The organism is Aggregatibacter kilianii (assembly GCF_003129965.1).
Lineage (GTDB): Bacteria > Pseudomonadota > Gammaproteobacteria > Enterobacterales > Pasteurellaceae > Aggregatibacter > Aggregatibacter kilianii_A.
The window spans coordinates 151,565-173,720 of sequence record NZ_NRCJ01000001.1 but is presented as its reverse complement, the minus strand read 5'-3'; the positions used below and the strand labels follow the sequence as shown (position 1 = coordinate 173,720).

The 22,156-nt window shown below is 48.5% G+C and carries 20 protein-coding genes; 4 read left to right on the top strand and 16 right to left on the bottom strand.

The genetic code is table 11. The features are described from left to right. Window positions 1–43: 43 nt before the first annotated feature. The 8 genes from cysI to DK430_RS00750 form a co-directional block, all read right to left on the bottom strand. Window positions 44–1,810 carry an assimilatory sulfite reductase (NADPH) hemoprotein subunit gene (cysI, locus tag DK430_RS00785; protein WP_109077218.1) on the bottom strand — a complete coding sequence of 589 codons (1,767 nt, stop codon included), beginning with the start codon at window positions 1,808–1,810 and terminating at the stop codon, window positions 44–46. 9 nt (window positions 1,811–1,819) lie between these two features. Continuing rightward, window positions 1,820–3,607, bottom strand: a complete 1,788-nt coding sequence (locus tag DK430_RS00780; protein WP_109077217.1) for an assimilatory sulfite reductase (NADPH) flavoprotein subunit — start codon at window positions 3,605–3,607, stop codon at window positions 1,820–1,822. 568 nt (window positions 3,608–4,175) lie between these two features. Continuing rightward, on the bottom strand, window positions 4,176–5,462 hold the full coding sequence (locus tag DK430_RS00770; protein ID WP_109077334.1) for a sulfate adenylyltransferase subunit 1: 1,287 nt from the start codon (window positions 5,460–5,462) through the stop codon (window positions 4,176–4,178). Window positions 5,463–5,826: 364 nt separating this feature from the next. Further along, window positions 5,827–6,750, bottom strand: coding sequence for a sulfate adenylyltransferase subunit CysD (cysD, locus tag DK430_RS00765; RefSeq protein WP_109077215.1), 924 nt, complete (start codon window positions 6,748–6,750; stop codon window positions 5,827–5,829). 3 nt (window positions 6,751–6,753) lie between these two features. Continuing rightward, the gene (locus DK430_RS13145) at window positions 6,754–6,930 is read right to left on the bottom strand and encodes a hypothetical protein (protein ID WP_162616792.1); all 177 of its coding nucleotides are present in this window, start codon (window positions 6,928–6,930) and stop codon (window positions 6,754–6,756) included. 255 nt (window positions 6,931–7,185) lie between these two features. Beyond that, complete coding sequence (locus DK430_RS00760; RefSeq protein ID WP_109077214.1) at window positions 7,186–7,920, bottom strand: phosphoadenylyl-sulfate reductase; 735 nt, start codon at window positions 7,918–7,920, stop codon at window positions 7,186–7,188. 18 nt (window positions 7,921–7,938) lie between these two features. Beyond that, window positions 7,939–9,369: a siroheme synthase CysG gene (gene cysG, locus DK430_RS00755; protein ID WP_109077213.1), complete on the bottom strand. Its 1,431-nt coding sequence runs from the start codon at window positions 9,367–9,369 to the stop codon at window positions 7,939–7,941. A 3-nt stretch (window positions 9,370–9,372) separates the two neighbouring features. Next, window positions 9,373–10,398, bottom strand: a complete 1,026-nt coding sequence (locus DK430_RS00750) for a sulfate ABC transporter substrate-binding protein (RefSeq protein ID WP_109077212.1) — start codon at window positions 10,396–10,398, stop codon at window positions 9,373–9,375. Window positions 10,399–10,667: 269 nt separating this feature from the next. Between DK430_RS00750 and cysT the strand changes: the two genes are divergently transcribed. From cysT to DK430_RS00730, 3 genes are all read left to right on the top strand, one after another. Then, window positions 10,668–11,489: a sulfate ABC transporter permease subunit CysT gene (gene cysT / locus DK430_RS00745; protein WP_109077211.1), complete on the top strand. Its 822-nt coding sequence runs from the start codon at window positions 10,668–10,670 to the stop codon at window positions 11,487–11,489. Window positions 11,490–11,492: 3 nt separating this feature from the next. Continuing rightward, the gene (cysW, locus tag DK430_RS00740; protein ID WP_109077210.1) at window positions 11,493–12,329 is read left to right on the top strand and encodes a sulfate ABC transporter permease subunit CysW; all 837 of its coding nucleotides are present in this window, start codon (window positions 11,493–11,495) and stop codon (window positions 12,327–12,329) included. Between the two features lie 620 nt (window positions 12,330–12,949). After that, window positions 12,950–14,026 carry a sulfate/molybdate ABC transporter ATP-binding protein gene (locus DK430_RS00730; RefSeq protein ID WP_109077208.1) on the top strand — a complete coding sequence of 359 codons (1,077 nt, stop codon included), beginning with the start codon at window positions 12,950–12,952 and terminating at the stop codon, window positions 14,024–14,026. A gap of 66 nt (window positions 14,027–14,092) precedes the next feature. On the opposite strand, the gene DK430_RS13245 is transcribed toward DK430_RS00730, so the two are convergent. From DK430_RS13245 to DK430_RS00695, 8 genes are all read right to left on the bottom strand, one after another. Beyond that, complete coding sequence (locus tag DK430_RS13245) at window positions 14,093–14,239, bottom strand: putative periplasmic lipoprotein (RefSeq protein WP_204352496.1); 147 nt, start codon at window positions 14,237–14,239, stop codon at window positions 14,093–14,095. 148 nt (window positions 14,240–14,387) lie between these two features. Further along, window positions 14,388–15,338, bottom strand: coding sequence for a ribose-phosphate pyrophosphokinase (locus DK430_RS00725; RefSeq protein WP_109077207.1), 951 nt, complete (start codon window positions 15,336–15,338; stop codon window positions 14,388–14,390). Window positions 15,339–15,378: 40 nt separating this feature from the next. Next, window positions 15,379–16,290 (bottom strand): 4-(cytidine 5'-diphospho)-2-C-methyl-D-erythritol kinase, encoded by a 912-nt coding sequence (gene ispE, locus DK430_RS00720; protein WP_109077333.1) that lies wholly within the window; start codon window positions 16,288–16,290, stop codon window positions 15,379–15,381. Then, entirely contained in the window at window positions 16,287–16,913 is a 627-nt protein-coding gene (lolB, locus tag DK430_RS00715) for a lipoprotein insertase outer membrane protein LolB (RefSeq protein ID WP_109077206.1), read from the bottom strand. The genes ispE and lolB overlap by 4 nt, the downstream gene beginning before the upstream one ends. Window positions 16,914–16,973: 60 nt before the next feature. Further along, complete coding sequence (locus DK430_RS00710) at window positions 16,974–18,251, bottom strand: multifunctional CCA addition/repair protein (protein WP_109077205.1); 1,278 nt, start codon at window positions 18,249–18,251, stop codon at window positions 16,974–16,976. Beyond that, complete coding sequence (locus DK430_RS00705) at window positions 18,251–18,862, bottom strand: TIGR04211 family SH3 domain-containing protein (RefSeq protein ID WP_109077204.1); 612 nt, start codon at window positions 18,860–18,862, stop codon at window positions 18,251–18,253. Before DK430_RS00705 ends, DK430_RS00710 begins: the two co-directional genes overlap by 1 nt. Before the next feature lie 84 nt (window positions 18,863–18,946). Next, a complete protein-coding gene (locus DK430_RS00700) occupies window positions 18,947–20,212 on the bottom strand; it encodes an inorganic phosphate transporter (RefSeq protein WP_109077203.1) in 1,266 nt (421 codons plus the stop codon). A gap of 25 nt (window positions 20,213–20,237) precedes the next feature. Further along, window positions 20,238–20,918 carry a TIGR00153 family protein gene (locus DK430_RS00695; protein ID WP_109077202.1) on the bottom strand — a complete coding sequence of 227 codons (681 nt, stop codon included), beginning with the start codon at window positions 20,916–20,918 and terminating at the stop codon, window positions 20,238–20,240. Between the two features lie 163 nt (window positions 20,919–21,081). Between DK430_RS00695 and DK430_RS00690 the strand changes: the two genes are divergently transcribed. Beyond that, entirely contained in the window at window positions 21,082–22,155 is a 1,074-nt protein-coding gene (locus tag DK430_RS00690; protein ID WP_109077201.1) for a CYTH domain-containing protein, read from the top strand. Window position 22,156 lies beyond the last annotated feature (1 nt).

Sequence of the window (22,156 nt, the reverse complement as noted above, 5' to 3'; positions counted from 1 at the left end):
ATTCATTACAAATTTCAACCGCACTTTTTCATTGATGGGCAGACTAAGCCGCCGTCTGCATGATGATTTTACTTGCGTCCCAGAAATCTACCGGGGCGTTGACTACCGGTTTGATGATGTCGGTGCGGATGACGAAATCGCCGAAGCCTTCGTTGGCGTGGCGTTCCGTTGCCCATCTGCCGATTAAACCGTCCAGTTCGCTGACGATTTCCGGTAGCGTGATGTTTTCTTTGTATAAACGTGGGATGCGTATGCCTTCGCGGTCGCCGCCGATGTGCAGGTTGTAGCGTCCCACTGCTTTGCCGACCAAGCCGATTTCCGCCAACATGGCACGTCCGCAGCCGTTCGGGCAGCCGGTGATGCGGGTGACGATGTAATCGTCGGCGACATGATGTTTTTCCATCACTTTATCCAATTCGTCGATAAAGCCCGGCAGAATCCGTTCCGCTTCCGCCATGGCGAGCGGGCAGGTCGGGAAGGAGACGCAGGACATGGAATTTTCCCGTAATTTGCTGATGCCTTCGTGAATTAAGCCGTACTGACGGGCGATTTTTTCGATTTTGGCTTTGTCTTTTTCCGCCACATTCGCCACGATGAGGTTTTGGTTCGCGGTAATCCGAAAATCCCCTTTGTGTATTTTGGCGATTTTCAATACGCCGGTAAGTGATTGTTTTTCCTCGTTATCCACCAAGCGTCCGCTTTCGATAAACAGGGTTAAATGCCAGTTGTTGTCGATGCCTTTCACCCAGCCGATACGGTCGCCGCGTTCGGTGAATTTAAACGGGCGAATCGGCTCGAACGGAATGCCCATGCGACGTTCCACTTCCGCGCGGAAGCCGTCTAAGCCCATGTTTTGAATGGTGTAGCGACTGCGGGCGTTTTTCCGGTCGCTGCGGTTGCCGAAATCCCGTTGCGTGGTAACGACCGCTTCCGCTGCTTTTAGCGTGTATTCCAACGGCACATAGCCCAGTTCCAAGGAAATATTCGGGTAAGTTTTGGTGTTGCCGTGTTCCATGGAAAGCCCGCCGCCGGCAAGTACGTTAAAGCCTGCCAAATGCCCGTTTTCATCGGCGATGGCGACGAAATCCAGGTCATTGCCGTAACAATCCACGTCGTTTAACGGCGGGATCACCACTGCGGTTTTGAATTTACGCGGCAGATAGGTTTTGCCTAAAATCGGCTCGTCTTCCTGCAAGAAATCGTCGGAACTTTGTACTTTTTTTCCGTCAATCCACACATCCAGATAACCGCGCGTACGCGGCAGCAAATGTTCGGAAATTTTCTTGGCGAATTCATACGCCTGCTGGTGCAATTGCGATTCGATGGGGTTAGAGGTGCACAGCACGTTACGGTTCATGTCGGAGGCGGTGGCGATGGAATCCAGCCCCAGTTTATGCAACAAACGGTGCATGGTTTGCAGTTGACCTTTCGGCACGCCGTGGAATTGGAACGTTTGACGGTTGGTTAAACGAATGGAACGGTAATAACTGTTTTCACGGGCAAATTTATCCAGTTCGACCCATTGCTGCGGTTTGATAATCCCGCCCGGCAAACGGCAGCGCAATAACATGAATTTCAGCGGTTCCAGCTTTTCTTCCGTCCGTTCCGCCCGAATGTCGCGGTCGTCCTGTTCATACATTCCATGGAAACGGATTAACTGAAAGTTATCGCCTTTAAACCCGCCGGTGAGCGGATCCTGCAAATCCTCTAAAATCGTACCGCGCAAAAAACGGCTTTGTTCTTTTAAACGCTCGTTATCCGATAAAGGTTTTTCTTTCCACTCTAAGCCTTTTTTAGTTTGTTCACTCATCACTCACTCCTAATACACATCTCGTTGATAGCGTTGGTTTTCACGCAAATCGTTTAAATAATCTTCCGCATCGTCAGCGCTCAATTTGCCTTCTTGTGCGATCACATCCAACAATGCCCGTTCCACGTCTTTCGCCATTCTTGCCGCGTCACCGCACACATAAACATACGCGCCATCCTGCAACCATTGCCAAAGTGCGGTGGATTCTTCACGTATTTTGTCCTGTACATAAATTTTCTGCGCCTGATCCCGCGACCAAGCGAAATCGTATTTATGCAGGAACCCATCTTTAGCGATTTGCTGCCATTCCGTTTGATATAAAAAGTCCGAGGCGAAATGCGGGTTACCGAAAATCAGCCAGTTTTTGCCTTCCGCTTCCGTCGCCGCGCGTTCCTGAATAAAGGCGCGGAACGGGGCGATACCGGTGCCGGAGCCGATCAAAATAATCGGTTTGGATGAATCCTGTGGCAGACGGAAACCGTCGTTATGCTCCACAAACACCCGTACCGAGCCGTCTTCTTCCACGCGATCCGCCAAATAGCTGGATGCCGCACCGTTGCGCGCTCTGCCGTCATGCTCAAAACGCACTACGCCGACGGTTAAATGTACTTCGTCGCCCACTTCCGCCGGTGAGGAGGAAATGGAGTAGAGGCGCGGCGCGAGCGGGCGTAATAAGCCGATAAGCTGTTGCGCCGTCAGCTTGGCGGGGAAATCATGCAACACATCCGCAATCGGCGTATTTTGCACATAGGCTTGCAGTTTTTCGTTATCCGCCACGAGCTTGTCCAGTTTCTTGTTCTTGGCAAATTCCGCGTAACCTTTCACGAAGCTCGGCGTGTTTTGGGTCAGCTCCACATGGGATAAAAGTGCGGTGGAAATTTCCAGCGTTTTTTCATTTAAGGTCACGCTTTCGTTTTCCTCAATTTGTGCTAATTGCAAGATTTCTTTCACTAACGCCGGATCGTTATCAAACCACACACCCAGCGCATCGCCAGCGCGGTATTGCAAATCGGAGCCGGTCAAATCCAGCTCAATATGGCGCACGTCTTTGTCCGATTGGCGGGCGGTAATTTTCTGATTGGTCAGCAAGGTTGCCGGAAAGGGATTTTCTTTGTTGTATTGACTGGTTTTGGCAGGCGTTTGCGCAGGATTGGTTTGCGAAACGGTTGTTGGTGTCGCCTGTGCGGCTTTTTCTTTCACGATCGCCGTCACATCCTCGACCCATTTTTCCGCTACCGCCGCGAAATCCAGATCCGCATCCACGCGATCAAATAAGCGGGTCGCACCCAATTCCGCCAGACGTTTATCAAAATCCTTGCCTGCCTGACAGAAATTCGGATAGGAGCTGTCGCCTAATCCCAACACCGCAAAACTGAGCCCGTCCAGTTTTGGCGCTTTTTTGCCGTTGAGCAGCTTATGCAACACCACCGCTTCCTCCGGCGGCTCACCTTCCCCTTGGGTCGAGGTGACCAACAACAGTAATTTTTCCTCGGCGATCTGTTTCGCTTTGTAATCTTTTAACGCGACACGTTTAACGTTTACGCCCGCCGCCGTTAATTTCTCCGCCAGCTTATCCGCCACGCCCTTGGCATTGCCCGTTTGCGACCCGGACAGCACGGCAACAGTGATGGGCTCGGCAGAAAGTGCGGTGGAAATTTGCGGTACATTTTCGCCTATGACGACATCCGCATTTTCCGCTTTCGCCCAAGCATAACCGGACAACCAAGCCAGTTGTAACGGCGTTAAGCCGGGCAGGAGCTGTGTGATTTCAGGTGGTAATGGATTTGTGTTTGGCATAAGGTTGTTTTCCCACAAGTAAAGTTTTAGTTGAGTTTAAAATCAGGGTTTCGCCTGATGGTGAGTTACTTTTCTTTGCTTCGCCAAAGAAAAGTAACCAAAAGAAAGGCGACCCCGGATAAGCCGCTTTTCCTCTCTCCAACAGGATTTTCTTCACGGAAATTTTCGAACTCGCCGCAAGCGGCTCAAACAAAGCGAAAATTTCCTAAAAATCCTATTTCCGTTCGGGCGTCTTATACGGGGACCCCGATTTATCCGAGCGTTATTTGGAAAGTGCGGTCAATATTTTTAATGTTTTGGGGTTTGTTTCTAGGGTTGTTGTTTTAGCTTATTCCCTTCTTTGCCGCCTTTGTGGAGTTGAATTTGTAGGAAATTTTCGCTTTGTTTGAGCCGCTTGCGGCGAGTTCGAAAATTTCCGTGAAGCAAATTCAATGGAACAAAGGAAACAAGGCAAAGCAGGGTGTGCTTTCTTTTTGCCTACTTTTACTTTGCACAAGCAAAGAAAAAGTAGGTCGCCCATCGGGCGAAATGCGATGTTTAATAACGCTCCATTATTAAATATATAAGATCAAAATATCATCCCCGCCGCCACCGTGTTATACGTCGCCTCATCAATCAACACAAAAGATCCCCCCGCGATATTTTCCTCATAACTTGTCGCCACAATGGGTTTTTGCAGGCTTAATTTCACTTTTGCGATGTCGTTCATGTTCAGCGCGGTAGCGCCCTGTTCGTGTTCTAGTGTGTGCACGTTTAATACACTTTCGATTTCGCTGATTTTGGCGAAGACGGTTTGTGTGCCGTGTTTAAGCAGGTATTTGCGGGCGGTGTTGAGCGGGCGTTCGTCGAACCAGCAAATGGTGGCTTGTAGCTGTTTTTGCGGGGTTAACGGCGATTGTGCATCAACGAATAAATCGCCACGGGAGATGTCGATGTCTTTGTCCAGACGGATTGTCACCACTTCGCCCGCAACGGCTTGTTGAACTTCACCTTTCGGTGTGATGATTTCCGTCACGACGGCAGTTAAGCCGATAGGTTCGATGCGGATTTCTTGTCCGAGCTTGACGGCGCCGCGTTCGATACGCCCCTGATAGCCACGGAAATCATCCGCTTTGTCGGCATCCTGACGAATGACCAGTTGCACCGGTAGATAAAAATCGCTTTCGGCGTGGCTGACTTCGTCCACGCTCGGCAAATTTTCCAAAATGGTTAAAATCGGTTCACCCCGATACCAAGGCGTGCTGTCGCTACCGTAAACCAGATTGTCGCCAAGTAAGGCGGAAACCGGGACGAAATGCACGTCTTTTAAACCGAGTTGCGCCGCCAATTTTTCATAGGCCTGCACGATGGCATTGAATTTTTCTTCACTGTAATCCAATAAATCCATTTTGTTCACCGCCACCAAAATGTGCGGGCAGTTTAATTGGCGCAAAATGGCGGAATGGCGTTTGGTTTGCGGCAATAGTTGCAACGGTTGTTCGTCAAAGTTTAATTGTGAGGCGTCAATTAACACGATTGCCGCCGATGCCGTGCTGGCGCCGGTCACCATGTTGCGCGTGTATTGTTCGTGCCCCGGGGTGTCGGCGATGATGAATTTGCGCTTTGCCGTGGAAAAATAGCGATATGCCACGTCGATGGTAATGCCTTGCTCGCGCTCCGCTTCCAAGCCGTCCGTTAAAATGGAAAAGTCGATGGCTTCTTTGTTGTGTTTGTCTTTGGCGTTGTTCAGCGTGGTAAGCTGATCGGAAAGCAGGGCTTTGCTGTCGTAAAGTAAACGCCCGATTAAGGTGCTTTTGCCGTCATCAACGCTACCGGCGGTGATAAAGCGGAGGGGAGTGGTGTGTTGCTGGGTCATTTTATATTCCTTGTTTTTCTTTAATATCAAAATCATTTTTTCGCCTTAGTGTCACTTTTCTTTGCTTCGCCAAAGAAAAGTAACCAAAAGAAAGGCGACCCCGGATAAGCCGCTTTTCCTCTCTCCAACAGGATTTTCTTCACGGAAATTTTCGAACTCGCCGCAAGCGGCTCAAACAAAGCGAAAATTTCCTAAAAATCCTATTTCCGTTCGGGCGTCTTATACGGGGACCCCGATTTATCTGAGCGTTATTCCGAAAGTGCGGTCGTTTTTTTAAGTATTTTTTATTTCTCTTTTAATATTTAATTAATGCACTTTGATAGCGCGCGTTTCCTAATGCGTGCTTGTAACCTATTGTTTGTGCTTAAAAATACCCTTCCTTCTTCCGCTTCTCCATCGCCGCTTCGCTGGCTTGGTCGTCTAAGCGGGTAGCGCTACGTTCGGAGATGTCGGCGAGGGCGGTTTCTTGGATGATTTCCAATGCGTTGGCGGCTTGGCTTGCCACCGGGCAGGTGCAGCTGATGTCGCCTACGGTGCGGAAACGGACGTCGAGTTCTTCGCTCACTTCGTTTGCTTGTTTCGGCGTCAGCGGTGTGACCGGCACAAGCAGGCCTTTACGGCGAACCACTTCTCGTTTGTGGCTGTAATAAATCGGCGGTAATTCTAGATTTTCGCGGGCGATATATTGCCAAATGTCCAGTTCGGTCCAGTTGGAAATCGGGAATACGCGCATGTTTTCGCCTTTGTGTAGCTTGGCGTTATACAGTGACCACAATTCCGGGCGTTGCGCTTTCGGATCCCATTGACCGAATTCGTCGCGGAAAGAAAAAATCCGTTCTTTTGCTCGAGCTTTTTCTTCATCGCGACGCGCACCGCCCATTAATGCGTCAAAGCCGTTTTCCGCAATGGTTTCGAGTAGCGTCACCGCCTGCGCCGCATTGCGCGAATCGGTTTCTTTACGCAACACTACCGTGCCTTTGGCAATGGAGTCTTCCACATGCCCCACCACCAAGCGCGCGTTCAGTTTATCCACCTGTTCATCACGGAATTGGATCACTTCAGGGTAATTATGCCCGGTGTCGATATGCACCAAAGGAAACGGCAAATGCACCGGACGGTCGCCAAGCTGAAAGGCTTTACGCGCCAACGCCAGCAAAACCACGGAATCTTTCCCGCCGGAGAAAAGCAACGCCGGATTTTCACATTCCGCCACCAGTTCGCGGATAATATGGATGGATTCGGCCTCCAACCAGTCGAGGTGGGTGTTGTTGAGTTCGGTTTGGGTCATGTTTTATTCCTTGTTTTTCTTTAATATCAAATTCATTTTTTCGCCCTTAGTGTCACTTTTCTTTGCTTCGCCAAAGAAAAGTAACCAAAAGAAAGGCGACCCCGGATAAGCCGCTTTTCCTCTCTCCAACAGGATTTTCTTCACGGAAATTTTCGAACTCGCCGCAAGCGGCTCAAACAAAGCGAAAATTTCCTAAAAATCCTATTTCCGTTCGGGCGTCTTATACGGGGACCCCGATTTATCCGAGTGTTATTCTGAAAGTGCGGTCAATTACTCCCCTCTTTAGAAAAGAGGGGCAGGGGGAGATTTGATTAAACCTATTAACCCAGAGATTGTATGGATAAACAGCAGAAAACGTTGACTATTCCAGTCATCTAGGTGTATCACGTCTGCTAAATCTCCCCTAACCCCTCTTTACTAAAGAGGGGGATTTGTTTACTTATGTAACCCACACTCCTTACTATCCTTATTCTCCCACCACCATCTCCCCGCGCGGATGTCTTCGCCTTCTTTTACCTGTCGCGTGCATGGGTCGCAGCCGATGCTGGGGAAGCCTTGGTGATAGAGTTCGTTGTAAGGCACGTTGTTTGTCAGGATGTAGCGCCATACGTCGGTTTCTGTCCAGTCGAAAATCGGGTTGTATTTGTCAATGCCGCGTGCTTTATCCCATTCCGCGAAAGGCAGCTCCGTGCGGGTGGCGGATTGTTCGCGGCGTTGTCCTGTGAGCCAAGCGTCGGCGCCGTTGATGGCGCGGTTGAGCGGCTCGATTTTTCGGATATGGCAGCATTCGCGGCGCAGTTCGACGCTTTCGTAAAAGGCGAATTTGCCTTTTTCTTCCACATAATGATCGGCGTCCTGCTGAATCGGGCGAAAACGTTCTACATGAATGTGCGGATAGGTTTTCGCCAGGTTATCCAATAAATCCAAGGTTTCTTGATGAAGCAAGCCGGTATCTAACGTAAAAATACCGATGTTCAAATGCTCGCGGGCAATCATGTCGGTAATGACCATATCCTCCACCGCCAGACTGCTGGCGAAACGGGCGTCTTGGTGGCTGTCGGCGATTTGTGTCAGACGCTGTTTTAGCGCGGCGGTTTGTTCCGTTAAGCGGTCCGTTTGTTCAAGGCTAATTAGCGGGATTTGCCAGAATGTCGGTTTCAAAAAGCTCATCGCACTCTCCTCGCCGCCTTATGCCACTTGTCCGATAGTCAGGCTGTCCAGCGTAAAGTGCGGTCGTTTTTGACGCTGTTTTTCTTCCCCGAACCACGCCAGTTTTTCATGCAGAGCAACCACTTCGCCCACCACGATTAATGCCGGTGTCGGCGCATTTTCGGCAAGTTGCGCCAGATTTTTAAGCGTGCCGACGGCGGTGCTTTGGGTAAGCTGCGTGCCTTGGCTGATAATAGCGACCGGCGTGTCGCCGCTTCTGCCGTGTTGTTGTAAGCGTTCCGCGATAAAGGCGGCTTTTAAGGTGCCCATGTAAATCACCAAGGTCTGGCTGCTACGCGCTAAGGTTTGCCATTCAATATCGGCGGCATCGGCTTTGCGATGACCGGTGACGAACACCGCACTTTGTGCATGATCGCGATGCGTGAGCGGAATGCCGGCGTAAGCGGTGGCGCCGATGCCTGCGGTAATGCCGGGGACGACGGAAAACGGAATATCGTGCGAAGCGAGGATTTCCAACTCTTCACCGCCGCGTCCGAACACAAAAGGATCACCACCTTTTAAACGCACTACGCGTTTGCCTTGTTGGGCGAGCTTCACTAAAAGTTGATTGGTGTCTTCTTGTGCGACAAATGCGCCCTTCGCCCGTTTGCCGACGAAAATGCGATCGGCGTCACGGCGAATTAAGGACAAAATTTCTTCGGAAACCAAGGCGTCATAAAGCACCACGTCCGCTTTTTGGATTTCCTGTAACCCGTTGAGGGTCAGTAATCCCGCATCGCCGGGGCCGGCGCCTACTAGGGAAACAAAACCGCCCTGATAATTCTTCTCAAGCTGTTGAGCCAATTCCGCTTCCGCTTGTGCGATTTGCTGATTTTTCACTAAATTGGCGAAGCGTCCGTTAAATAAGGTTTCCCAGAAACGGCGGCGTTCGGTGACGGAATGCAGTTTGCGTTTGACTTCATCACGCCATTTACCGGAAATTTCGGCGATTTTGCCTAAATGCTGCGGCAACAGGGCTTCCAGTTTTTCCCGCAACAAACGGGCGAGTACCGGCGCTCTGCCGGCGCTGGAAATGGCGATTTGTAATGCGCCGCGATCGATAATGGAAGGAAAAATAAAACTGCAATGAGGTTGATCGTCCACGACGTTGACCAGCTTGTGTTGGCTTTCGGCAATGCGGAAAACCCGTTGGTTAAGTTGCTCGTCGTTAGTGGCGGCGATGACCAGAAAGACCGAATTGAGTTGTTCGGCGGAGAAATTTTTGGCTAACCAGAAAACCTTGCCTTGCGCTTCAAGTGCGGTCAATTCCTGATTCAATTTTTGCGCCACGATACGCACTTCCGCGTTGGCTTGTAGGAGCAGATTCACTTTACGCGCCGCTACCGAACCGCCTCCCACAACAAGCACGGGGCGTGATTTTAAATCGGCGAAGAGGGGAAAATAGTGCATGAATCACTCCTTATTTGTATTTTTCGCGCCGTTTTGGGCGGCGATATAAAGTCGATCAAAAAGGGCGTTATCGACAAAATGTTGTTGGTTAATTTGTTGCCAATCACCGAATTGTTGATTGACATCGAAACTGTTCACCGACGGGAAAAGTGCGGTGTATTTTTCCGCTGTTTCTTCATCGCGCGGACGAAAATAATTTTGCGCGGCAATCTCTTGCCCTTGTGGCGACCATAAATGACGCAAATACGTTTTCGCCAACAGCTGTGTGCCGTTGTGTTTGGTATTGGCACTTACTTCTGCCACCAGCACCGGCGTATAGGCACTGATGCTCGGATAAACCAAATCGAATTGATCTTTGCCCAGTGTTTTTGCCGCCAGCGCCGCTTCGTTTTCCGGCGTAATCAGCACATCGCCCATATTGCGTTGGGTGAAGGAGATGCTGGCACCGCGTGCGCCGGCTTCCAACACCGGCACGTTACGCAATAAACGCAACATAAAATCCTCGGGATTTTGGCTATGTTTCTGTGCATACGCCAGCGCGGATAAATAAGCGAAGCGCCCGTTAGCGGAGGTTTTCGGGTTGGCAAACACCACTTTTACGTCGGCGCGGGTTAAATCCGCCCAATCACGAATGTGCTTCGGGTTGCCTTTGCGCACCAAAAATACCATCACCGAACCGAAAGGCGTCGCCTGATTCGGTAAATCTGTTTGCCAGCTTGCCTTCACCAAGCCTTTTTGCACCAGCGCATCAATGTCATTGCTTTGGGTTAGCGTCACCACATCCGCCGGTAAACCGTTCAGCACGCTTAACACCTGTTTGCTGGCGCCGCCGTGGGATTGGGAAATCATCACATCAGGGGCATATTCGCGACGAAATACCGGGTTGTATTCTTTGTAAAAATCACGGATCACGTCATAAGAAACGTTCAATAACACTTTCGGTGTGTCGTTTTTAGTTTGTAAACAAGCCGTGATAATCGACAGAGCGGCAAGCAATGAAGCTGCTGAAAATAAAACCATTTTTTTCATTGCCGGCTCCTCTCTTTATTTCTTGAGTTATTCTCGGAATTAATCCCTTGCTTTTTCTGGGGCTAATTTATAGCGCAAAAGAAATGATTAAAAAAATAACAAATTTGAATTTTATATAACTAAATAGAATATTTTCATGAATAGCAAACGGTTACTTATTTCTAAATGGAATGATAAATAAATTTCTGATCTTTGCGCCTTATAAAAAGTGCGGTTATTTTTTTAAACATTTTTTAGGATTCCTGTGGGAAAAGGTTGGAGACGTTATCATGCAAACCGTTTTACCCGGTTTTAAACGCGGTATGTTCATTACGCTGGGCTGGCTCGGTTCAATGGTGGTTCTGCCGCTAATTCTGTTGTTTTTCAGTGCATTGCAGCTAGATTGGCAGAGCATTTGGCAGATCATTGGCAGCGAGCGGGTGATCGCGTCCATTTTGCTGTCTTTTCGTATGGCGTTGGTGGCGACGCTGATTAATGTGATTTTCGGCTTTTTACTGGCGTGGATTTTGGTGCGTTATGACTTTCCCGGTAAATCGTTCGTCAATGGGTTTATCGACCTGCCTTTTGCGCTGCCTACCGCCGTGGCGGGGATTGCATTGGCATCTTTATATGCGCCGACAGGCTTGATTGGCGGGCTGTTGGAAAAAATGGGTATTCAGATCGCCTATACCCCGAGCGGCATTGCCATCGCCTTGATTTTCGTCAGCCTGCCTTTTGTGGTGCGCGCCATTCAGCCTGTGTTGGCGAACTTGGATCCGGCGTTTGAAGAAGCCGCACAGATTCTCGGCGCAGGCAAATTGACTATTTTGCGCAAAGTGATCATTCCCGCCTTGCTCCCGGCGATTATCGGCGGCGCGGGCATGGGGTTCGCCCGCTCGTTAGGCGAGTATGGCTCGGTGATTTTTATTGCCGGCAACGTGCCGTTGGTCTCCGAAATCGCGCCTTTGATCATCATGTCAAAACTGGATTTATACGACGTGCAAGGCGCTTCCGTGGTGGCGTTGCTCATGCTGGTGATTTCTTTTGCCTTGATTTTTTTAATTAATTTAGCCCAATGGACGGTGGCGAAACGCATGAGTCAAGTGAGGTAATTTATGGGTGCAAATTGGCAAAAATGGACGTTAATCAGCGTCGGTTTAATTTTTTTCACCGTCATTCTGTTGTTCCCGCTATTTACGGTGTTTTATTCCGCCTTAGAGCAGGGCGTACATTTATTCTGGCAGTCAATCAATGATGAGGAAGCTCGCGCCGCCATTTGGCTGACCATAAAAGTGGCGTTAATCGTTTTGCCCGTGAATTTATTCATCGGCGTCGTCATGGCGTGGACTATCGCTTATTTCAACTTCAAAGGAAAAAGCATTTTAACCGCACTTTTGGATCTGCCGTTTTCCATTTCGCCGGTGGTGGTGGGGTTAATGTTCTTGCTGCTTTTCGGGCTTGACGGCTTATGGGGCGCCTGGCTTGCGGAACACGACATTCGCATCATGTTCGCCACCCCGAGCATTGTTACCGTAACTTTATTCGTCACCTTCCCGCTCATCGCAAAATCCCTGTTGCCGAGCATGACCGCACAAGGCAACAGCGAAGAACAAGCCGCCCTTATCCTCGGCGCATCGGGCTGGACGTTGTTCTGGCGAATCACCCTGCCGAAAATCAAATGGGCGCTGATTTACGGCGTTATCCTCAGCAACGCGCGCGCCATGGGCGAATTCGGTGCCGTTAGCGTTGTTTCCGGTCATATCCGCGGCTTAACCAATACCATCCCGTTGTATGTGGAAATCACCTATAACGAATATCAGTTTGTTGCGGCATTTGCCTGTGCGAGCCTGCTGGCGTTGGTGGCGATATTGACGTTGGGGGTGCAGAGTGTGGTGCGGGGTAGGGAGGAGAGAAGGGTTAAGAGATCGTTGGAGCGGGGAGTGCAAAAGTGATTTTGCGATTTTATTTGGTTGACTTGGGTTTCGCCGACGGCGAGTTACTTTTCTTTGCTCGCCAAAGAAAAGTAACCAAAAGAAAGGCGACCCCGGATAAGTCGCTGTTCCCTTTTTCTAAGCATTTTTCTTAACGGAAAGTTAGCAGACTCCACTTGACGCGTCGCTGGCGTAACTTCCCTAAAAAATCCTTAGAAAAAGGGGCGCCTTAAACGGGGAAAATTATTTTTTCTCCGAATAGATTTTATCTATTCAAAAAAATAAATTTAAGGTGCGGTTAGTTTTACGAATGTTTTTAACCTTAGAAAACAAATTAAAAATCCACCGCACTTTTCAAATAGTGCACCAACGGGGTCCCCGTATAAATTGCCCGAACGTGCGTTAATTTTTAGGAAAATTTCGCTTTGTTTGAGCCACGTAGTGGCGAGTTCGAAATTTTCCGTGAAGAAAATTAATGCTAAGAGAGGAAAAGCAATTTATCCGGGGTGCACTTTTCTTTGCTTACTTTCTTTTGTGCAAGCAAAAGAAAGTAAGGCGCCTATCGGGCGCAACCCGATATATAAATTAGATAAAGAAGATATTTACAAACACAAATTAAAAACACAAACAGGATCAACACCATGTCCATCACCCTCACAAACCTCGAAAAACACTTCGGTTCGTACCACGCGCTGAAAAACATCAACCTCAGCTTTCCTAACCATCGCCTGACCGCGTTGCTTGGTCCTAGCGGGTGCGGGAAGACGACGTTGTTGCGGATTATTGCCGGGTTGGAGTTTTCCGACAGCGGGCAAATTTTGTTTGGCGAGCGCGATGTGACGCGGGTTTCGGCGGCGGAGCGGGGGGTGGGGTTTGTGTTTCAGCATTATGCCTTGTTTCAGAACATGACGGTGTTTGACAACGTAGCGTTCGGGTTGCAGGTGAAGGCGCGCAAAGAACGACCGGGCAAGGAAGAAATACGTGAAAAAGTGACCGCACTTTTAAAGCTGGTGAAGCTGGAATGGCTGGCGAGAGCCTATCCGAATCAGCTTTCCGGCGGACAGAAACAGCGTATCGCGTTGGCGCGCTCTTTGGCGGTGCAGCCGAAAGTGTTACTGTTAGATGAGCCTTTCGGTGCGTTGGATGCGCAGGTGCGTAAGGAGCTGCGCCGTTGGTTGCGGGATTTACAGCAGGAACTGAAAGTGACCAGTATTTTTGTGACTCACGATCAGGATGAAGCACTGGATATGTCCGATCGTATTGTGGTAATGAATCAGGGGCAAATCGAGCAGGTGGACGAGCCGAATCAAATTTATCACGCCCCGCAAACGCCTTTTGTGACGCAATTTGTCGGCGATGTGAACGTGTTCCACGGGCATGTGGAGCGCGGCAATCTGGTGGTGGGGGAATTCGCGCATAATCTGCAAGCTCACAGCAACGCCACCAAAGCAGTGGAAAACCAATCGGCGACAGTGTATATCCGCCCTTATGAACTCACTCTGTCGCGTCACGCCGAAAACGCCCTTGCCACGGGTAAAATCAGCCATATCAACGCCATCGGTTTTATCGTGCGGGTGGAGGTGGACAGCCCGCAGAGCGAACAGCCGATTGAAGTGATTCTAACCAAAAATAATTACTTACAGGCGCAATATCAATTGGGCGAGCAGGTGTATTTGGTGCCGGATAAATTGAATCTATTTCAGGAGATGAATATTTAGGAAACTTGAAAAGAAAAAGTGCGGTTGAAAAAACAGTTAAATTTTCAACCGCACTTTTTTGGAATTTTACTCATTGATCCCAAAGGTTTTGGTGGCTTTGTCGTATTTCAGACCGGAATGAGAGCCTTCGGAGCCGTTGAAGTAAATGTCTTTCGGTTGGGAACAGGCGGCAACGGTTAAAATGCCCGCCAGAACAAGAAGCAGTTTTTTCATGAAATACCTCAATTTCTAAGTTAAATGTGGCGCGATTATAGCACAACAAGGCAGTCGGTGAGTATCGGATCGTAAGGCAAAAAACAAAAGGCTTGGTTTCCCAAGCCTTTTGTCGTTTAAAGTGCGGTGGTTTTTACGGGTGTTTTTATTACTCGTTAAACATCGCGGAGATGGATTCTTCGTTGCTGATGCGACGGATGGCTTCGGCGAGCATGCCTGATAGGGTCAGGGTGCGCACTTTGCCTAAGGCGCGGATTTCCGGCGAAAGCGGGATGGTGTCGGTGACTACCACTTCGTCCAAGGCGTCGCTGGCAAGGTTTTTGGCTGCGGAGCCGGAGAAGACGGCGTGGGTAGCGTAGGCGAATACGCGTCTTGCACCGCGTTCTTTTAAGGCTTCCGCCGCTTTGCATAAAGTGCCGCCGGTATCGATCATGTCGTCAACCAGAATACAATCACGATCCGCAACGTCGCCGATGATGTGCATCACTTGTGATACGTTGGCGCGCGGACGGCGTTTGTCGATAATCGCCATGTCGGTGTCGTTCAATAATTTGGCTACGGCACGGGCGCGAACCACACCGCCGATGTCCGGAGAAACGACGATCGGATTGACGAGGTCGGTCTTTTTGCGGATGTCGTCTAATAACACCGGTGAGCCGAACACGTTATCTACCGGCACATCGAAGAAGCCTTGAATTTGTTCGGCGTGCAAATCGCAGGTTAATACGCGGTCAACGCCGACGCTGGAGAGGAAGTCCGCGACCACTTTGGCGGTAATCGGTACACGGGCGGAACGCACGCGACGATCCTGACGGGCATAGCCGAAATAAGGAATCACGGCGGTGATACGACCGGCGGAGGCGCGACGTAATGCGTCAACCATGACCAATAATTCCATTAAATTATCGTTGGTCGGTGCGCAAGTGGATTGAATGATGAACACATCGCTACCGCGCACGTTTTCGTTAATTTGGACTTGCACTTCGCCGTCGCTGAAACGGCCCACAGTGGCATCACCTAATTTGGTGAATAGGCTTTCGGAAATGCGTTTCGCGAGTTCCGGCGTGGCGTTACCGGCGAAGAGTTTAATATCAGGCATCGTAAATTTGACCTCAGGAGTTAGGTTGTAAATAAGTCGGTTAATTCGTTGAATCAGGCACGGTTTTCAACATGTCATGCAATGGAGAATGATTTAATCCTTTTGCGACGAAACCGAAACAATTTTTCGGTTTGGCTTGGAGAACTGATTGGGCGGATTTTTCATCATCAAATTCCGCAAAAACGCAAGCACCAGTCCCGGTTAATCTGGCCGGTGCATATTTTACCAACCAGTTCAGCAATTCTTCAACCTCTGAATAATGATCTCGCACAACTTTTTCGCAATCGTTTGCGTATTTTTCTGCCAGTAATTGTGACAGCGGTTTTTTCGGCGTATTGCGCGTTAAGCTCGGATCAGAGAACACCACGGCGGTGGAAATAGACACATCGGGTTTGAGCACCAGATACCATTTTTCCGGCGGTTCGCAATAGGTGATTTTTTCGCCCACACCTTCCGCAAATGCCGCTTTTCCATGCACGAAAATCGGCACATCGGCGCCAAGCTGTAATCCCAGCTCGGCGAGCTGTTCGGTGTTTAAACCGGTTTGCCATAAATGATTTAGCGCAACTAAGGCGGTTGCCGCGTTGGAAGATCCGCCACCGACGCCACCGCCCACAGGCAGGATTTTATCTAAGGTCAAATCGGCGCCGAGCGTGCAGCCGGTATGTTGTTTCAACAATGTCGCCGCACGATAAATTAAATTGTCTTCCGTGTTTAAATCGGCAATGGTGGAGATTAAGTGAATCTCGCCATCCTGACGCACCTTAATGTGTAACCAATCGCCAAAATCCACAAATTGAAACAGGGTTTGTAACTCGTGGTAACCGTCCGCCCGTTTGCCGTTGATGTAGAGAAATAAATTTAGTTTCGCCGGGCAAGGAAAGCGCCAGCCGTCTTCGCTTTTTAAGCGTTCAGGCGTGAAAAGTGCGGTAGAAAATTGATACGTTTTCATTGAAATTGCCATTCATCTACACGGATTTTTAAGGTTTGCCCCTCCGTTTTCAGCAAAATATTCTCCGGCATCGGCGGGCGATGATTCACATGATAGGACAAATAATCCGCCGTCCAAGGTTTGCCGTCGAGGGTATGGCTGAACGTCGCAAGGAAATGATTTTCACCCACTTGATAATCGGCGCTGTCTTCCGGCTGTCCTTTCAGCCAGAAGGCGAATTGTGCCAGCGGGAAATCCATGCCGATGATTTCGCGTAACAGCATTTTCGCATCGGCGGCGGAGCGTTGGCGTCCTTTGTTGTCGGAGATGGTCATGCCTTGCTCGTGCATTTGGATTTGTAGGGTTTCACTGCTGATGGTGGAGTAGAGCTTCAGGGTGTAATCGCGCGGGTTGTTATATTGCCAGTCGAAACGCGTGGAAAAGCGTTCTTTGCTGCTGATGTAGCCTAATTGCCCGAGTGCTTGATAGCCCTGAATTTGTTTTAATTGGGTTAAATGCTGCTGCCAAGTGCGGTCGGTTTTGGGAATGTATTTTACGTTGGTCGGACGTTCCTGATCCGTCACACAGGCGGTTAAAAATAACGCGGCGAACACAAGTAAAAAATAGGATTTTAATTTTTTCATAAATAATCTGTCTTCCTTAAAATAGTGCTGTTTTTTGTCTCGCCGCAGAGGCGCGACCTTTTATTTGGACTCGACAAAATGCGGTAAGATTTCCGTGCGTTTTTGTTTCACGGCAAAAATTCGTCCGCGATTGAGTTGATCGCGAATGGCTTTATTTTCAAAGCCTGCCGCGATAATGGATTGAATATCCACTTTCAACGCCGCTTGATATAAGGTGATAGCAAATTCCTGCTGCGGATACGGAATATGCGAGAAGCCTTTGCGCCCGCGCGTATCGGCAAAGCATACCAACAAAAATTCCATGAAGCGCAGGGGCTTCCGCCATACATCAAATGTATTGAACAGTTTGACGATAGTTTCCGGGCGCAATTCAAAAATTTTGTGAATATGGGTGTGATATTCGCAGGTGAGTTCAGCCAGTTGCTGAAAATAGCCGGGCACTTTCAGGCGTTTGCACAGGCTTTGGGTCGGCGCAATGCCGAGCTTTTCATGGCCATGATGATGCGGCCAGTTTTGTTTCGGTGTTTTGGCTTTGCCCAAATCATGACAAATGGCGGCAAAACGCACCGCACTTTTATGGCAATCTACCTGTTCGGACAGCAACGTCGCCTGTTGCAACACCATCATGGTGTGCACGAAACTGTCGATTTCCGGATGGTATTTCGCCGGGTTTGGTACGCCGTAAAGGGCATCCAATTCCGGAAACAACACCTTGAGCGCACCCACTTCACGCAAGGTTTCAAAATAGATTTCAGGATTTTTTTCGTTTAATGCTTTTTCCGTTTCCGCCCAAACCCGTTCGGCGGCGAGATGTGCCAGTTCCCCTTGTGCGGTGAGATCTTTCATCAGTTGCAGGGTTTCTGCGGCGATGCGAAAACCTAAATAACGATAACGGGCGGCAAAGCGCGCGACGCGTAGCACGCGTAGCGGATCTTCAATAAACGCGGGAGAAACATGGCGTAAGATACCATTCGCTAAATCCTGTGCACCGCCGTAAGGGTCAAATAGGTTGCCCTGCAAATCCTGCGCCATGGCGTTGATGGTGAGATCGCGACGAATTAAATCCTGTTCAAGGCTGATGTCGGGGGAAAAATCGCAGATAAACCCGGTGTAACCCGAACCGGATTTGCGTTCCGTACGGGCAAGGGCGTATTCTTCTTTGGTTTGCGGGTGCAAAAAAACGGGGAAATCTTTTCCCACCTGATGATAGCCTTGGCTAAGTAACGCTTCTGGTGTTGCGCCCACAATGACCCAGTCGCGATCTTGAACGGGCAGGTTGAGGAGCTGATCGCGCACAGCCCCGCCAACCAAATAAATCTGAAAAGTGTTTTCGGACATTACGCCCAACCATCACGACGACGGCGTTTCGGCATGATTAACGGTAAAATCAAACCGATTAACAAGCCGACCCCAAGTACGGAACCGCCGTAAATAAACCATTGAATGGCAATTTCGCGTTTGCCCGCATCCAACATGGCTTCCAAGTCACGATTTTTATTTTTGGTGATTTCCAATTCGCGTTTTAATTGTGAATTTTGTTCTAATAATTCGCTGCTTTGTTGTTCCGCCTGTTTGGTGCGACGTTGCATTTCAACGGTGCGTTGTTGCCAGTCGCCGTCTAAACGGCTTAATTTCAGGCTTAATTCCTGAATTTGGCTTTTTAATTTCGGATTTTCCAGTTTGCTGCTGGCTTCGTTGCTCAATTCGTTAGTTAAGATCCAGGCCTCGCGGTTTTTACCGTCGCGAATGAGGGTATAGCGATCCTTTTGATCCAATACGGTAACCTGTTCGCCCGATTGAATGGCGCCGGCGATTTTATATTGGTCTCCTGCGCCTTTACGTAAATAAGTAGAAAGGTTTTCCGTTACGTATTTGGTTTCCGCCTGAGCGGTGCTGATGCCTATGCCAAGAAAGGTTAACGCGAGAAGGTATTTCATTGTTTTTTGCATGCTGTAAACCCTAAGTTAAGTCATAAAAAGGTGAAATATAAAATTAAAAGTGCGGTGAAAAATAACCGCACTTTTAAGGGTAGATTAATGGAAAATTGCTTTGAGCAAATAATAAATAATTACAGAGAACAACGCGCCGGCAGGCAAGGTGACAACCCATGACACCACAATGTTGCGAATGACAGTGAGGTTAATCGCCGCGATCCCGCGCGCAAATCCGATACCCAATACTGCGCCCACTAAGGTTTGCGTGGTGGAAATCGGTAGCCCTGTGCCGGATGCCACAACCACGGTCATTGCAGTAGCAAACTGTGCGGCAAAACCACGGCTTGGCGTTAAATCCGTAATACCCGTACCGATGGTCGCCATGACTTTATAACCCATCACAACTAACCCGACGACAATCCCTGCCGCCCCTAAAGGCAGGATCCACCAGGCAAGGGGAACGTTGTTGGCAATTTGACCGCCACTTTCAATAATCGCAACGACAGCGGAAAGTGGCCCGATGGCATTGGCGACATCGTTGGAACCGTGGGCAAATGCCATGGCACAAGCGGTCATCAACATGAGGATGCTGAATACTTTTTCAACACCGCCAAACTCGCGGTTTTGACGCATTTTCAGTTTGAATCGGGCGCTGCGGAAGTAGAAATAGCTGTAAATAATAGATACGGCACTGATAGCGAAAGAAATTAAAAAGTTTTCACTACCGGTTAAATTTAAGCCGACGTGTTTTAAGCCTTTAGTGAGGGTAACAATACACAAAATAAAAACGGTTAAACCCATATAATATGGACCATATTTTTGTGCATTTTTAAGCGGGCTTTCCGTGTCAAAAATCAGTTTTTGCGTACTAATAAAGATGGCATAGGCAAGTAAACCTGCAACGACCGGTGTAACAAACCAGCTGCCGACAATGTTTTTGATATTGCTCCAATCTACGGCATGTGGACCGACGGTGACACAGGCAAAGCCGATAATGGCACCAATGATGGAGTGAGTGGTGGATACCGGCCAACCCATTTTTGAGGCGATTAATAGCCACGCGCCGGAGGCAAATAGCGATGCCATCATGCCGAAGACCAAAACCTGTGGCTCATTGACGAATTCCATCGTGTCAATAATGCCGCTTTTAATGGTTTCCGTCACTTCGCCGCCGGCTAAATAAGCACCGGCCGCTTCAAAAATCATGGCAATAAAAATGGCTTGTTTTGCTGTGATTGTTCCTGAGCCAACAGATGTTCCCATAGCATTTGAAACATCGTTGGCACCTACGCCAAAGGCCATAAAAAAGCCGAAAATCGCGGTAATTATGATTAATAATGAACCGTATTGATTGAGTAATTCCATTGAAAAATTCCTGAGTAAATGGAAATTATGAACGCGCCAACATCAATTCAATGCGCGATCCGACACGTTGCGCCTGATCGGCGAGTACACCCACCCATTCGATGACTTTATATAAAAACATCACATCAATCGGGTTAAAGCGATCTTCAATATCGAATAACATTCTTCTCAATTTAATTTGCATTTGATCGGTATCATCTTCAATGATATCGAGTTCATTGATCATTTGATTCACGAAATTTAATTCGCGTCCCTTGAAGCCGGTTTCCAGCAATTGATCCATTTCTTCAATGACTTTATGTGCCTGTTCGGTGGCGTCTAAACTGCGGCGCACATAACTCATGAATTCGTTTTGCATTTCTTCCGGAATACCGAATTGACGTCCGATCATGCGGCCTGCGATGTCTTTGGCATAGTTCGCCAATTTATCCTGTTGGGTTACTAATTCCAATAAATCGGTACGATCAATCGGCATGAATAAACCACGTGGTAATTTTAAACGGATCTCACGTTTTAAGGCGTCCGCCTGACGTTCGTGAGCGGAAATATCCAAGCGAATTTGCTCCGCTTTATTCCAATCGGAAGTAAAGGTCGCTTCAAAAAAAGGGATTAATAATTCGCAACATTCGGTGACTTTATTGGAATGTTTTTGCAGGGGTTTTAAAGGGGAGTGGGCAAATAATCCGAGGATATTATTCATTGCCATAAAAAAGACTCCTTTAAGGAAGGTTAATAATTCAGGCGCATATTACATTATGTTGATGAAAAATTCACGATTTTAATCGAAAAATCCCTACATTTATTGGATAATGAGCCGTTCATAAATCAAATGAAAAAGCAAAACTTCATGATCTTTAAAGGATTTTATAATGCAGGATGAAATTGAATTGAAGTTGGCGGTAAATTCTGCCGATGTAGCACAATTAGACAATATTTTGAATCATTTCAATGTGATCGAAAAACAATGCGATTTTTTAGCCAATACCTATTACGACACCTCCGATCAGTTTTTCACCAAACATAAAATGGGTCTGCGCGTACGCCGCCAAAAGGATGATTACACCTTAACCCTCAAAACCGACGGCAAGGTGTCCGGCGGGTTGCATGTTCGCCCTGAATACAATGTTGCTTTGCTTGATGCGAAACCTGATTTATCCGCACTAATTGAAGCCCATGGTTTGCAATTGGGCAACCCCAACAATCCATTACAACCGATTTTCAGCACGGATTTTGAGCGCCAAATGTGGCTGGTGCAATACGCTCCCGATTGCCAAATCGAAGTGGCGTTTGATTCGGGGAAAGTGCTTGCCGGTGATCGGGAACAAGTGATTAGCGAAATTGAATTTGAAGTGAAATCTGGCGGATTGGGAGCGTTTTTGGCCTTTGTGGCGGATTTTTTAACCCGTTACGAAGGCAAGGTACATTTTTATTCCCTGAGTAAAGCCAAGCGCGGCTATCAATTAGCACAAGGCAAAACCGCTTATTCAAGCGATTGGATCGAACAGTGGCGCGGCTTTTTACACCAGGAAAAACGTGCGCAAAAAACAGCGGAAAAACTCACCGCACTTTTGGGCTATGAACAAGCGTTAATCGAAGAAACGCTTGCCTTGGGCGCGGATTTCTTCGCTGCCGATTTCATTAAAACCGTGGAGCGGGTGGGCGCGTTTTTCAATTTGTATCATTATTACGCAGACAATAAAGCCTTGTTGGAAGCTGCATTGAGCGAACAACAGGCGGCAAATTGCCATTACGCGCAGGAAAATGTGTCGGCGGATTTAGCCGAAGCCAATGGGCATGTTTTGATGCAGCTGCACGAGATTATTCGGTTACACAGCGAAACCAAAGACAACGCGTCGGCGATGAATAAATTGCTCGATCTCATCCAAACGCCGCAATATGCGCAGCGCATGCTTCATCTTATGACGTTAACGATGGGAGCATAAC